Raw genomic sequence first — 12334 nt, 5'->3', positions numbered from 1 at the left:
ACCGAAGGCGGATTTCCTTAACGATAACGCGCCATGAAGAGGCGGTCGGAAGATTTAGGTCGTCCGGCCATGTCGGCACGTCGGGAACGAGGGCAAAAACCCATGCGGATAGGTGTTGCGGCGGGTGTGCTCGCGGCGTTGAGCGTCGGGATGGCGGCTCATGCACAAGGTTACGCCCGGGGCACCGAGGACGGTGCCGAGCGCGGCGGCAACATCGCCGGCCCCCTGGGCGCGGCCGTCGGCAGCGTGATCGGCGGGGCGGTCGGGACCGCCAACGAGATCCTCGGGATCGATCGCCGGGAGCGGTTCAGGATCTACACGCGCGGCGAGCGGCGCCCGTCCTTCGCCTACCGCGGCAAGGTGCATGTCGGCGCCGTCCTGCCCGAGGGTGGTGTCGTCTATTACGACGTGCCGCCCGAATTCGCCCTGAAAGGCTACAATTACACCGTCGTGAACGATATCCCGGTGCTGGTCGAGCCGGGCACCCGCCGGATCGTCGAGGTGATCGACTGAGGACGGAGCGCGCCCGCCACGGCCCTTCGCCTCCGTTCCCAGGACGACCGGCTTCGCCATCGCCGCCGATGGCGAACGCCGTCGCGGCGCAGGGCCTCCGGTGACCGGCTCCGAGGCCCCGTGCGACGGCGTTTATGCGGCGGACATTATCAATTGACAGTCGCGCCGCATTGAAGCGGGAATAGAAATCCAGTCCTGCTGTTGCGGCAGGCGTGAGACTGTCTCCGACTTCTGGTCGAGGTGTGGTCATGGACCGTTGCGGCACCAGTCACCGGGTGAGCGGCGAAGCGTCCGAAAGGCGACGCAACCGACATCGTGTTCGGTATCGAGTAGGGTGGACCCATGGCTGACGACGTCTCCAACCGAGAACCCACCATCGGTCACGCCATGACGGCGGCGGATGCGATCGAAGCCCTGGTCGTCGATGACGAGCGGTACCGCCTGCTGGTGGACAGCATCGTCGATTACGCCATCTACATGCTCGATCCGCAGGGACGGGTGGCGAGCTGGAACCGCGGCGCCCAGCGCTTCAAGGGCTATACCGACGCGGAGATCATCGGCGAGCATTTCTCGCGCTTCTACACCGACGACGACCGGGCCATCGGCCTGCCCGGCCGGGCTTTGCGGATCGCCGAGACCGAGGGGCGGTTCGAGCAGGAGGGCTGGCGCGTCCGCAAGGACGGCAGCCTGATGTGGGCCCACGTGCTCATCGATCCGATCCGCCGCGACGACGGTACCCTCGTCGGCTACGCCAAGGTCACCCGCGACCTCACCGAGCGACGGGCCGCCCTGGCCGCCCTCGAACGGAGCGAGCAGCATTTCCGCCTGCTCGTCCAGGGCGTGCGGGACTACGCCATCTACATGCTCGACCCTCTGGGAAGGGTCACGAGCTGGAATCGCGGCGCCCAGCGCTTCAAGGGTTACACGGACGACGAGATCATCGGCGAGCATTTTTCGCGCTTCTATACCGACGAGGATCGCGCCTCGGGCCTGCCCGCCCGGGCGCTCCGGACCGCGGCCACCGAAGGCCGTTTCGAGGCCGAAGGCTGGCGCGTCCGCAAGGACAGGACCTGTTTCTGGGCCCATGTCGTCATCGATCCGATCCGGGGCGAGCATGGCGAGCTGATCGGTTTCGCCAAGATCACGCGGGACGTCACGGAGCGGCGAAACGCCGAACGGGCCCTCGAAGACACCCGCGCGCGCTTCGTCCAGTCGCAGAAGATGGAAGCGATCGGTCAGCTCACCGGCGGTGTCGCCCATGATTTCAACAACCTCCTCGCCGTCGTGCTCGGCAATCTGCATCTCGCCCGCAAGCGCCTCCCGCCGGATCGCAAGCTGCTGCAGCTGGTGGAGAACTCGATTCAGGCGGCCGAGCGGGGCGCCACGCTGACCAAGCGCATGCTCGCCTTCGCACGCCAGCAGAAGCTGGAGACCGGCCCCGTGGACGTGCCGGACCTCGTGCGGGGCATGGCCGAGCTGCTGAAGGGCTCCATCGGATCGGGCATCCCGGTCGACACGCGGTTCCCCCCGGAGCTGCCGTTCGCCAACGTCGATGCCAACCAGCTCGAACTGGCCCTGCTCAATCTTGCCGTCAACGCCCGCGATGCCATGCCGGAGGGCGGCAGGATCACCATCGCCGCGCGCGACGCGGTGGTCGCCCCCGACGAGGTCCCCGGTCTCGGCCCGGGTCGCTACGTCTGCCTGTCGGTCACCGATACGGGGGACGGCATGGACGAGCAGACCCTCGCCCGCGCGACCGAGCCGTTCTTCACGACCAAAGGTGTCGGCAAGGGCACCGGGCTGGGCCTCTCCATGATCCACGGCTTCGCCGAGCAGTCGGGCGGCCGGCTGCTTCTCAGGAGCGTTCCGGGCCAGGGCACGACGGCTGAGCTGTGGCTGCCCGAGGCCGAGGCCGGGGACGCGGCAAAGGCGACGCCGGAAGCGGTCCTTTCCCCGTCCGCGACGAGGCCGCTGAGGGTGCTGGTGGTCGATGACGACCCGCTGGTCCTCATGAACACGGCGGCCATGCTGGAAGATCTCGGTCACGTGGTGAAGGAGGCGGCGTCGGGCTCGCAGGCCCTGCACGTCCTCCGCTGCGCCGAACCGTTCGATCTCGTGATCACGGACCAGTTGATGCCGGGCATGAACGGCACGCAGCTCATCGCGGCGATCGGCCGGGACTATCCCGGACTGCCGGCCATCCTCGCGACCGGCTACGCCGACCCGACGGAGGGCGAGCACGCCGATGACGTGCGCCTGACCAAGCCGTTCGGGCAGGAGGAGCTGTCCCGCGCCATCCGGACGAGATTGCAGGCCGAACGCCGGATCCTGGCGTTCCGGCCGGTGGCGGACGACGCCAGCGGCTCCCCCGGCGCGATGACGGCCGTGGCCGGCTCCTATCTCGGCTGATCGGACGAGAAAGCCGCAATCGTCGTGACCTCGCGCGAAAAGGCCCCGATGAGGCGAACTCATCGAGGCCTGGCATGACGTCTCGGATCGACGGGGTTCTCAGAACCCCAGGGCGACTTTCAACGAGCCGACGATCGTCGCGATGAGGCCGACGGCGAAGACGCCGATCATCGCGTAATTGAACGGTTTCAGCTTCATCGGCGAACCCTCGTCGACCGATCAGCAGCGGTTCCCGCCGGAAGTCTGGCCATATTGCTGGACCGGGAAGTTCTGCTGATTGGCGTTGCCTTCGGCGGCCGAACTCATCGGGCAGGTGGCCGGGTTGCGCGAGAAGACATCACCACGAGACTGGAACGAACCCGTCGTCTCGACATCGTAAGGCGAGAACGCCGTGTAGCGGGAGGGACGATCGTAGGCCATCGCCGAAGAAATCGAAGAAACACCAAGAACAAGGGCAGTGGCGATGGCGGCAATACGGGTCTTCATGGGGGTGACGTGGCTCCTATAAGCTGCAGATCCGGAATGAGGTCTGCTTGTTGCTGTTGGAAATGAATATGGGGCGCCATCTCCATTCTTGGCGTGCTCGCGCGCACGCGCTGTCGCGGATTATAACGCGCGCCCAGATCCCGGCCGACCCGCTCAGACGACGAGGCGCGCCTCCACCAGATCGATCTCCCGGACGAGCCGCCGCAGCACCACGTCGTCGATCGCCTCCGAGCGGCGCAGGCGATAGAGGGCCTGGCGCTCGGCCTCGATGCCGGCGAGGCGCAGGCGCTTCTCGGTGAGGGCGAGCTGCTTGATGCGGCTGACATCCTTTCGCGGCTCCGCGGTCGCCGCTTCCAGGCCCTCGTAGCGGTCCATGGCGCGGGCGCTGGCTTCCACCGCGATGGAGGCATCCTCCTGCTCCTCCACGAGCCGATGCTGCAGGGCCTCGATGGCCTTCACGGCGTCGTCGCGCGCGGCGGCGCGAGCGGCGTCCTCCTCGGCATCGTGGCTGGGCTCGGGGGGAAGCCGCAGGCCCCGCAGCAGCGGCGGCAAGACCGTGCTCGCGAGGAGGAGCGAGGTCAGGATCACCCCCATGGCGAGGAGGATCGAGAGGTCGCGCGCGGGAAACGGCGTGCCGTCCTTCAGGGCGAGCGGCAGGGTCAGGATGCCCGCGAGGGTGATGGCGCCCTTGACGCCCGCCAGGGTCGTCGCGGCCACGAGGCGCAGGGTCGGCGTCTCCCGCCGATCGCCACTCCGGCGCGCCTTCATCAGAACGAACTGGAGCGAGATCCAGACCCAGACGAAGCGGATCGCCATCAAGCCGGCGGTGATGGCGAGGATCCAGGCGACGAGCCAGCCGGCCCCCTGGACGTCGGCCTGCTTGACGGCCTGTCCGAGCACCTCCGGCAGCTGCTCGCCCAGCAGGACGAAGATCGAGCCGTTGGCGGCCAGGGCCACCGTGTCCCAGACGGCGGTGCGCCGGACGCGGGTGGCCCCGAGGCTGCGCCCCTGGATCTCCACATAGGTCATGGCGATGCCGGCCGCGACGGCGGCCAGGATGCCGGAGGCATGGACGTGCTCGGCGGCGAGATAGGCGCCGAAGGGCGTGAGCAGGCTGAACAGGATCTGCAGGCCGGGATCCTCGCCCGTGCGCCGCCGCAGCAGATCCTGGGCGCCCATGAGGAGGAAGGTCGTCGCGGCGCCGATGCCGATTCCGCCGAGCGCGAGCCACACGAAGGTGGTCGCCGCCTGGGGCAGCGAGAAGGTGCCCGTGAGGGCGGCGGCGATGGCAAAGCGCAGGCAGACGAGGCCGGTGGCGTCGTTGAGGAGGGCTTCGCCTTCGAGGATGTGCATGAGGCGCCGCGGGACCGGGGCCTGCGCCGCTACCGACGAGACCGCGATCGGGTCCGTGGGTGAGAGGACGGCCGCGAGGGCGAAGGCCACCGCCAGCGGCATCCCCGGGATCATGCCGTGGATCAGCGCGCCGATGCCGAGCACCGTCAGGACCACGAGGCCCAGCGCGAGGGCCAGCACGGTCTTGCCGTCACGGAACAGGTCGCGCTTCGGGATGCGCCAGCCATCGAGGAACAGAAGCGGCGGCAGGAAGACGAGGAAGAAGATCTCGGGGTCGAGGGCCGTGCTCGGCAGCGGTCCGAGAGCGAGGGCCACCCCGATGGCGATCTGGATCAGCGGCAACGGCAACGGAAGCAGGCGGCCGAGGGCGCCGCTGACGAGGACGGACAGCAGCAGGGCCAGTACGACGGTAACGCTTTCCATTCGCCTCTTTCATGGTGGAGTCGGCGGCGGTGTCGATGCCTCGGCGGTGTGGCGCCATAGGGGCGCGATGGCGCGTCGTGGCGATCATCACCTGCGAGGCACCGTAGGGCGGAGCGGCGCCAACCTCCTCGGATTACCCGCATCGGCGATCGCATGACAGTGATCGATGTGACGGTCTTCGACGTCCGCCGGGAGGAAAGAAGCCGAAATCGGGCGGGGTCTCAGTCTGAATTTTTCAACTAGTCGGGCCGTATAATCGCTCGTAGCTCCTCGATCGAAAGAAGGCCGCCGCGGTAATGAATCATGGCATGACAGTTCGGACAAACCGGCCGTAGGTCGGCGATGGGATCAACTATGTAGTCTTTCGCGATTTTGTGCAAAGGCCTTAAGTGATGAACATGGATAAAGTTGGCGCCATATTCTCCGTATTTATTAGTAAATTCGAAATTACAGGCAAAACATTTGCAGCCATAATGTTTTATGCATTTTAATCTTGCCGATTTGTCTCTCTCATATTTGTTTACAAGAACCTTTTTCTTTGCCCCCTCGTGAATTTCCGCCTCTCCATCAAGCTCATCCGGGTATATATTCGCTTTCATTCGTAAGTTTGGTGACTGCCATACAGATATCCATCTGTTGCCCCAACCAGCGGGAGCCTTCCGACGAGGTAGCTTCAGAACTTTCTGTTTGTCCGAACGAAAATCAAGCTGCCTTCCCATGAAGCCTGCAGCAGAAAATCTGTTACCAGACCCCTTTCCGCCGATCTTATACTGCTTAACAATTTCGGCCCATTTGGCTGGGTATTCTTCACTGAATGCCTTAATGAATTCCTTTGATGAGAATGGGACGCTTCCAAATCCAGCTATAACGGCATCAATTTCAGCGTTAGCTTCCGCAGGAGGCTTTTTGCTTGCCATCATTCCTCCAAGCCAGCGGTATCTGGCGAATTGTTAGAGCGAGGCTTGTTCCGCGGCGAGGGCGCTGCGGCCTCGACCAGCTCCGCCAAGTCTTCCATGCTCCAAACCGATCCGACACGCCAGCGACTATAGCCGGGCTCATCAGGTGCTTCTCGTGCATCTTCACGAAGTTGTGCCAGATCGTGTAGATCGCCGCCATGTGAGCGTAGTTCGCGAATTTCTTGGAGGAATCGTTTGAGACGCGGGTGAACCACATTTCCTTAGCATCCGCATCGTGAGGTTTTGACGCTCCACGCATGACGTGGAGATGTGCGCTTCATCAGATGGCCCGCCAGATCGCTCATGAAGGCGTCGGCGTACTCGACGTCACGTCCGCCGACGAGGCAGTACACGATTAGCTTGGAATCGGCGTCGAGGGCCGTCCATGTCCACACGTCGCCTGCGCCCTCAGGAGCGGCCTTGGCGGTGGCGACGTTCTTCGCCTTAGCGTAGCAGTAGGACCAAATCTCGTCGCACGGGACGCGCTCGGCAGCGACGCCACGTACGCTCTGATCGTGGAAGCCGCACACGCCTTACCGGCATCCTCAAGCAGCTTCCGCGCCGTGTTGATCGACACGTACACCACGCTGCTGATCGACCGCATGGAGGAGCCCTCGCAGAGCATGCTCAGGATTTGGACGCGCTTTGCGAGAGGCAGCTTGTTCTTGCCTCTCTTATCTGAACTTTTATACTTGGCTTCAAGCAAAAGGCTCATTGAATAAGCCGCAGTGTCGGTCGCTTCTGCCCCCGTTCCTCCTTCGGCCCAAGCATGTCGTTCCCGTACATCCGGTCAAATTCGGAAGTTGATATAAACAGCGCCTTGGCAAGCTCGACGTTTGAGTAGCCAAGTACGTTTGTATGATAATCGATTAAGCGGGAGAGCTTCTTTGGGTACTCTTTCTTGGGCTCATATGGCTCAGACTTTCTATATCCAAGCTTACTCATCTCTATAAAGAATGATTTTTTCTGATACGGTGTGATCATATTCAGTCGGTCTGCCCTCATTGCTATTGATGACATCGAAACTTTCCAATGTCTCTTTAAATTAGCTATCTGCCTAATATCAAATTTTGATAGTTGAGCTCTGATATTTCTGGCTGGAAGCAAGAAGGATCCCGCAAATATATCTGCCTCGTCTTCCATAACTTCATCTTCGAGTAAAGTTGTTGTATGCAACACCATATGGGCTAGTTCATGACAAAGCGTATGTCTAATACGATCTGCGGGCGCGTTCATGTTGACGAAGAATAAAACCGGCGTTCCGTCTATCCGCTGACTCACAGCATCAATGAGATCATTATCGAAGTTGCAAGGAATAACGACGCCGCCATTCTCCTCAAGTAGATCAGTCACGTTATCGATCGGGCCATCCGGCAGCATCCATTGTTCACGCAGATGCCGGGCGGCGTCCTCAACACTAAAAGGACGGGCAACAAAGCCCTGATACTCATTCCTATCTATCTCTGGAATAAACCCATTCGCTCGTGCGTCGTAGGAGCGGAGCAGTATACGCAAGTGAATGCGTCTGATATTCATCTCCGCGATCATCCGGTCTAACGGCTTTTGACCGAGCTTTTTCCTGCGCCGATAATGGAACGGTGGCATGCCATACGGGCGACCCGTTTCATAGAAAAACTCGGGTGTGTACTTGAGAACGCTAGCAAGTTCGCTGACGAACTCGCTAGGTGGCTCGCTCATGCCGGCTTCGGCTTTCGAGATAGTACCTTGCGCAACATTCATTTGGTCGGCAAGCGCCGACTGTGTCAGCCCGCGCGAGTCTCGCGCAAGCATCATCATGTAACGGTTGAACTGTTCGACTTGCTTCATTTTCAAAAGAGCCGACGCTGCCGCTGCACTTCGTGCCACGCGGTCTCGCCTGCTTCCCGGTTCGCTTCTGGTATGATGGCAGCGCACCAGATAACGCCGCGTTTCGTCGGTAGGGAGATCTGCGACCGCATATAGCCCATGCCGGTAGCGTCGAGCAGATACCCAGCCGTCAGCCTCGTGGGTTCGGCCGGTATGCCGGGGATCTGAGCGCCGCGATCAAACGCTCGCGCTTGGCGCGTTTGGTAATTCGAGGATACGCCGTCCTCGTCAGTCTTTTTGAAGCGCACGATCACGTTGACTGGGTCGATCTGCCAGAGGTTCTGCCCCCGGACCTCCCTGTGATTGACGCCCGGCAGATCGTCCAGCAACCGGTGCGCCTCGGCGAGAACGTGGCGGTTCGTGCAATGCGCCTGAGCGCTCGCATCGTGATCGACCACGAGGTTTGCCGGATACGTCTCGTAGGTAGTGTGCCCGTGGCGGAGGATGTCATCGAACAGGGGGAGGTAGGGCGTCAGGGCACCCATGATCGTATCTATGTCGGTTTCCAAGATCGTGCTCCGCGGATGAAGGTCATCCATGGATCCTACGCCCGACCACGACAAAAACCAAGAAAAATATTCCGAAAAATATTCCGGTGCGTTTTAGTTGTGGTGCTCTCAACGCTATTTGGCAACACCAAGCGCAATCTCGCCTGTCGGTCCGGCGTTATGTTCACTACTCGAAATCGTGAACCCCCAGGGAGAAAGCGGCCCGCGCTCCGCATCGGCCTCCCAATCTGCCTCACCAGCAGGCAGAATGCCTATCGAGATTGCAAATCTCGACCCGGCCTGTAAAACTCAATCTGGTATACCAGATCCGCAGGCCTGTAATGGCGGCGGGGATCGGCTGGGCGGGTGGTCGCACGGGGGAGAACGAGAGGATGTCCAACATCGCCGGTCCTGGACGTCGTCTCGGCGACCTGCTCGGATCTCGGCTGTTTCGGCCGATCCTGGCGGGTGCGACCCTGCGCGAGCGTCTCATCGCCTGCCTCGGTGCTCTCCTCGGCATCGCGCTCACCGGCCTCGTCAGCGGCTGGATCGTCGGAGAGGGGCCGCACATTCCCCTGATCGTCGCCCCGATGGGAGCGACCGCGGTGCTCCTCTTCGCCGTGCCGGCGAGCCCGCTCGCCCAGCCCTGGCCGATCATCGGCGGCAACACGATCTCGGCTCTGATCGGGGTAACGGCGGCCTATTTCATCCCCAACCCCGTGCTGGCCATCGGTGTCGGCGTCTCGCTCGCCATCGCGGCGATGTCGTTCACGCGTTGCCTGCATCCGCCGGGCGGTGCCGCCGCCCTGACGGCCCTCATCGGCGGGCCGGCCATCGCGTCGTCCGGCTTCCTGTTTCCCTTCGTCCCCGTCTGCCTGAACTCCCTCATCCTGGTCGGCCTCGGCATCGCCTTCCATCGCCTGTCCGGGCGCACATATCCTCACGTCCCGGCCGCTTCTCCCGCCAACCCCCACGGGACGGCCGACCTGCCCCCTCCGCTCCGCGTCGGCTTCAATGCCAGGGACGTGGACGCGGCGCTCCAGTCCTTGAACGAAACCCTCGACATCGACCGGACCGACCTGGATCGGTTGCTCCGTGAGGTCGAGAGCCAGGCCATGGCCCGCGCCCATGGGGAGCTCGACTGCGGCGCGGTCATGTCGCGGGACGTGGTCACGATCGGCCTGAACGAGTCCGTCGCGAAGGCGCGCGATCTGCTGCTCAAGCACAACATCCGGACCCTGCCCGTGGTCGACGGCGCGGGGCGGCTCGCCGGCACGCTGGGCCTGCGCGAACTGGCTTTGCGCGGCGACGGGGCCATCGCCCAGGTCATGTCCGCGGCCAGGACCGCCATGGCGGACGAGCCGGTGCTCTCGCTGGTGGAGCCGCTGAGCAACGGGCGCACGCATGCGGTGGTGGTCACGGCCGAGGACCGCAGCATCCTCGGCATCGTCACCCAGACCGACCTGCTGGCGGTCCTGATGCGCCTGGTCTCCACCAAGGCCCAGGACCCCACCGGCCCGCAGATGCCGTGAGCGGCTTGTCGGAAGGCATGGCCCGGTTGTTGCGTGGAGAGGGTGTTTCCTCCCACCGTACCAGCACGGGTTCGGGCCGATGCACGACACGCCGATTCTTCTCCACCTCCTCTACGCGATCCTGATGGCGTCGAGCATGATGATCACGTGGCAGGTCCACCGGCTCCTCGGCCGCGCCTGAGAGCGTCGGCGGCACGGGGTCGAACCCTCACCCTCCGGCCTGAAGCGCCGCCGCCTCGTCGGCGAGGTTGGCACGGGCGGCACTCTCCAGGCGGTCGTGGAAATGCCCGGTCTGGTAGAGACGGGGCCGATCGAGAAACCGATCGAGCACGCCCGCGCGACCGATCCTCCATGCCGCGTCGGGAACCATCGCATATTCCCGCCGGATCGCCGCCGCATAGGCGTCGTAGGTCGCTCGCGGAGCGCCGAGCACCGCGAGGTCGAGATCGAGCATCAACCGCGTTTCCGGGGCCTCGCCGGGTCCGTGAGCGGCGGTCGCCCGGATCATCGCGACGGCCGAGCGAATGCAATCCCGGCCGAGGCCGGACCCCGAGCAGGTGACGAGCAGGTCGGCGCTCCGCGCCTCGTTGTCGGAGCGGGCCGGATCGTAGACGGCGTCGTGGAAAGAGATGGCGAGATCGATGGCGTCGCCGTCGAGCCCCGAGATGTCCGGCAGCCCGCGCACGGCATCGTGCCCCGCGAGCAGAGCCCTGACATGGGGCCAGCCATGGTAATGCCGCGCCGCCTCGCCGTAGCCGGCATCGAGCGCCCGCCATGCCGCCTCCGCGCCGGACCCTCCCACCGCCCGTGTCCAGACTCCGTCGAACCGTCGGCGCAGGGTTTGGTCCATGCGGAACCTCGGTTCGGAAAGCGGGGGCGATGGGGGCGTGAGGTCCGTTGCCCACAGCCCGCTTTCGACCGGGCCTCGCCCACCTGTGTGACCGGAACGCGGCGCGGTTTGCCGTGATCGGCGCAACGCCGCGCCGATCCGCCATGGTCGCGTCACGCTCGAGATAGCTCAAGAGCTTGCCCGATCACGCTTTTTCCACGCGATCGGGTCGCTGCCGACCCTTGCGCGTGGCGCCATCCGTCGCCACGACGACACACGCCGAAAGCCCGCCGCATGGCGCTGGGAAGCGGGGTCGCGTCCGAGCGAAATGCCGGCGCGCGCGACCAGTCCCTGCCGTTGTCAAAGGTTCTTTTCGAGAACCTTCACCACGGCATCGACCCGGTCCTTGTAGTCGGCGACGTTGGAGAAGGGCCGCCAGTTCACGTCGAGGGTGCCGCCCTCGAAAGTCAGCCCGTTGGGGTAGTTCGAGGCCGGCGCGGTCTTCTCGTCGAACCGGATGCGGATCGCCTTGAGCTTCTGAGCGAGGGCGTCCCGGCCCATCTTGTCCTTGCCGACCTCCTTCAGCCCGGCGGCAATGGGTTCGAAAATCGTCTTCCCGAAATAGCCCTCGTCCGCATAATATTTGGCATCGCCGGGGATCGTCAGCTGGTCCCAGGCGACCTCCACCGGCACGGGCACGCCCGCCGCGTCCTGGATTGCCTTCTCGTAGGCGGGGTAGCGGTCCTGGCGGTAGGCGGCGATCGCCCGGCGCTCGGCGAGGCCCACGGTCGGCTCGGCCCAGGCCGCCGATGCGGAGAGCAGGACGAGGGCGGTGGCTTCGAGAAGGTGGCGGCGTGACATCATGCGGCGGTTCCTTCGTGGTGCGGCGGCCCCGGATCACGGGCCTGGGGTAACGGTTCTATGGCCGGAGCGGGGAGCCTTCAGGAGGCCGCCTGCCGGTTGCGGATCATCCCGGCGATGCCGAGCACGATAACGGCGGCCATCGCCCCGTTGATCGCCAGGAAGGTGAGGGTGCGGTTCCACAACCGGTCGAGGCCGAGATCGGTGGTGACGAGGTCGGGACGGCCCGCATCGGCCATCACCCGGATGCTGTAATCGCCCACATGCAGGCCGGTGAACACGTAGTTCACCCGGCGCGCCACGGTGCCCGTGGGTGTGCGCAGGTTCAGTGTCGCGTCGCAGATGTGGATCACGATCTTGGCGCTGCACTTGCCGTCGGTCACCCGCGCGTCGGCGACGGGATGGGCCGTGTCGCGGACCTGCCAGTCCGAGAGCAGCGGCGGCGCCGTGTAGACGAGGCAGGCGCCCAGGAGGCCGGCGAGCGCCGCGAGGCCGAACAGCGTCCAGAGGATGTTGCCCCAACCCTGGCGGGGAGGAGGAAGGCGCAAGGGTTCCGGGCTGTTCGCGGGAGCGGTCATGGGTGCGGGCCTCACGTGGCTCTGGCGTCGGGGGTGGGAC

At 64.3% G+C, this 12334-nt stretch carries 12 protein-coding genes; 3 read left to right on the top strand and 9 right to left on the bottom strand.

Going from position 1 to position 12334, the window contains the following annotated elements:
* Window positions 1–102 precede the first annotated feature (102 nt).
* The gene (locus FPV16_RS14840; RefSeq protein WP_056259030.1) at window positions 103–513 is read left to right on the top strand and encodes a DUF1236 domain-containing protein; all 411 of its coding nucleotides are present in this window, start codon (window positions 103–105) and stop codon (window positions 511–513) included.
* Between the two features lie 387 nt (window positions 514–900).
* Complete coding sequence (locus tag FPV16_RS14835) at window positions 901–2922, top strand: PAS domain-containing sensor histidine kinase (RefSeq protein ID WP_227439239.1); 2022 nt, start codon at window positions 901–903, stop codon at window positions 2920–2922.
* A gap of 219 nt (window positions 2923–3141) precedes the next feature.
* Here the strand turns inward: FPV16_RS14835 and FPV16_RS14830 are convergent, their stop codons facing one another.
* The 6 genes from FPV16_RS14830 to FPV16_RS14805 form a co-directional block, all read right to left on the bottom strand.
* Window positions 3142–3408, bottom strand: a complete 267-nt coding sequence (locus tag FPV16_RS14830) for a hypothetical protein (protein WP_227439167.1) — start codon at window positions 3406–3408, stop codon at window positions 3142–3144.
* Window positions 3409–3561: 153 nt separating this feature from the next.
* On the bottom strand, window positions 3562–5184 hold the full coding sequence (locus FPV16_RS14825; protein WP_227439166.1) for a Na+/H+ antiporter: 1623 nt from the start codon (window positions 5182–5184) through the stop codon (window positions 3562–3564).
* A gap of 239 nt (window positions 5185–5423) precedes the next feature.
* The gene (locus tag FPV16_RS14820) at window positions 5424–6101 is read right to left on the bottom strand and encodes an HNH endonuclease (RefSeq protein ID WP_227439165.1); all 678 of its coding nucleotides are present in this window, start codon (window positions 6099–6101) and stop codon (window positions 5424–5426) included.
* 260 nt (window positions 6102–6361) lie between these two features.
* Window positions 6362–6670 (bottom strand): hypothetical protein, encoded by a 309-nt coding sequence (locus tag FPV16_RS26425; RefSeq protein WP_227439164.1) that lies wholly within the window; start codon window positions 6668–6670, stop codon window positions 6362–6364.
* Between the two features lie 181 nt (window positions 6671–6851).
* A complete protein-coding gene (locus tag FPV16_RS14810; RefSeq protein ID WP_227439163.1) occupies window positions 6852–8006 on the bottom strand; it encodes an XRE family transcriptional regulator in 1155 nt (384 codons plus the stop codon).
* Window positions 7970–8545: a hypothetical protein gene (locus tag FPV16_RS14805; protein WP_227439162.1), complete on the bottom strand. Its 576-nt coding sequence runs from the start codon at window positions 8543–8545 to the stop codon at window positions 7970–7972. The genes FPV16_RS14810 and FPV16_RS14805 overlap by 37 nt, the downstream gene beginning before the upstream one ends.
* A gap of 341 nt (window positions 8546–8886) precedes the next feature.
* Between FPV16_RS14805 and FPV16_RS14800 the strand changes: the two genes are divergently transcribed.
* Complete coding sequence (locus tag FPV16_RS14800; RefSeq protein ID WP_227439161.1) at window positions 8887–10026, top strand: HPP family protein; 1140 nt, start codon at window positions 8887–8889, stop codon at window positions 10024–10026.
* 208 nt (window positions 10027–10234) lie between these two features.
* Here FPV16_RS14800 and FPV16_RS14795 read toward each other — a convergent pair whose 3' ends face one another.
* The 3 genes from FPV16_RS14795 to FPV16_RS14785 form a co-directional block, all read right to left on the bottom strand.
* The gene (locus tag FPV16_RS14795) at window positions 10235–10876 is read right to left on the bottom strand and encodes a hypothetical protein (RefSeq protein WP_227439160.1); all 642 of its coding nucleotides are present in this window, start codon (window positions 10874–10876) and stop codon (window positions 10235–10237) included.
* A gap of 339 nt (window positions 10877–11215) precedes the next feature.
* Window positions 11216–11719, bottom strand: a complete 504-nt coding sequence (locus FPV16_RS14790) for a hypothetical protein (protein ID WP_227439159.1) — start codon at window positions 11717–11719, stop codon at window positions 11216–11218.
* Between the two features lie 77 nt (window positions 11720–11796).
* Window positions 11797–12294, bottom strand: a complete 498-nt coding sequence (locus tag FPV16_RS14785; protein WP_227439158.1) for a hypothetical protein — start codon at window positions 12292–12294, stop codon at window positions 11797–11799.
* Window positions 12295–12334 lie beyond the last annotated feature (40 nt).

The organism is Methylobacterium sp. W2 (assembly GCF_020662345.1).
Taxonomy (GTDB): Bacteria; Pseudomonadota; Alphaproteobacteria; order Rhizobiales; family Beijerinckiaceae; genus Methylobacterium.
Note: the sequence above shows the minus strand (reverse complement) of the source record. Positions and strands in the feature narration are given on the sequence as shown.

Excerpts from the sequence above, each read along its gene's own strand:
- FPV16_RS14825 (WP_227439166.1), bottom strand. The coding sequence starts at position 5,184 with ATGGAAAGCGTTACCGTCGTACTGGCCCTGCTGCTGTCCGTCCTCGTC.
- FPV16_RS14795 (WP_227439160.1), bottom strand. The coding sequence starts at position 10,876 with ATGGACCAAACCCTGCGCCGACGGTTCGACGGAGTCTGGACACGGGCG.
- FPV16_RS14840 (WP_056259030.1), top strand. The coding sequence starts at position 103 with ATGCGGATAGGTGTTGCGGCGGGTGTGCTCGCGGCGTTGAGCGTCGGG.
- FPV16_RS14805 (WP_227439162.1), bottom strand. The coding sequence starts at position 8,545 with ATGGATGACCTTCATCCGCGGAGCACGATCTTGGAAACCGACATAGAT.
- FPV16_RS14785 (WP_227439158.1), bottom strand. The coding sequence starts at position 12,294 with ATGACCGCTCCCGCGAACAGCCCGGAACCCTTGCGCCTTCCTCCTCCC.
- FPV16_RS14835 (WP_227439239.1), top strand. The coding sequence starts at position 901 with ATGACGGCGGCGGATGCGATCGAAGCCCTGGTCGTCGATGACGAGCGG.
- FPV16_RS14790 (WP_227439159.1), bottom strand. The coding sequence starts at position 11,719 with ATGATGTCACGCCGCCACCTTCTCGAAGCCACCGCCCTCGTCCTGCTC.
- FPV16_RS14800 (WP_227439161.1), top strand. The coding sequence starts at position 8,887 with ATGTCCAACATCGCCGGTCCTGGACGTCGTCTCGGCGACCTGCTCGGA.
- FPV16_RS14830 (WP_227439167.1), bottom strand. The coding sequence starts at position 3,408 with ATGAAGACCCGTATTGCCGCCATCGCCACTGCCCTTGTTCTTGGTGTT.
- FPV16_RS14820 (WP_227439165.1), bottom strand. The coding sequence starts at position 6,101 with ATGGCAAGCAAAAAGCCTCCTGCGGAAGCTAACGCTGAAATTGATGCC.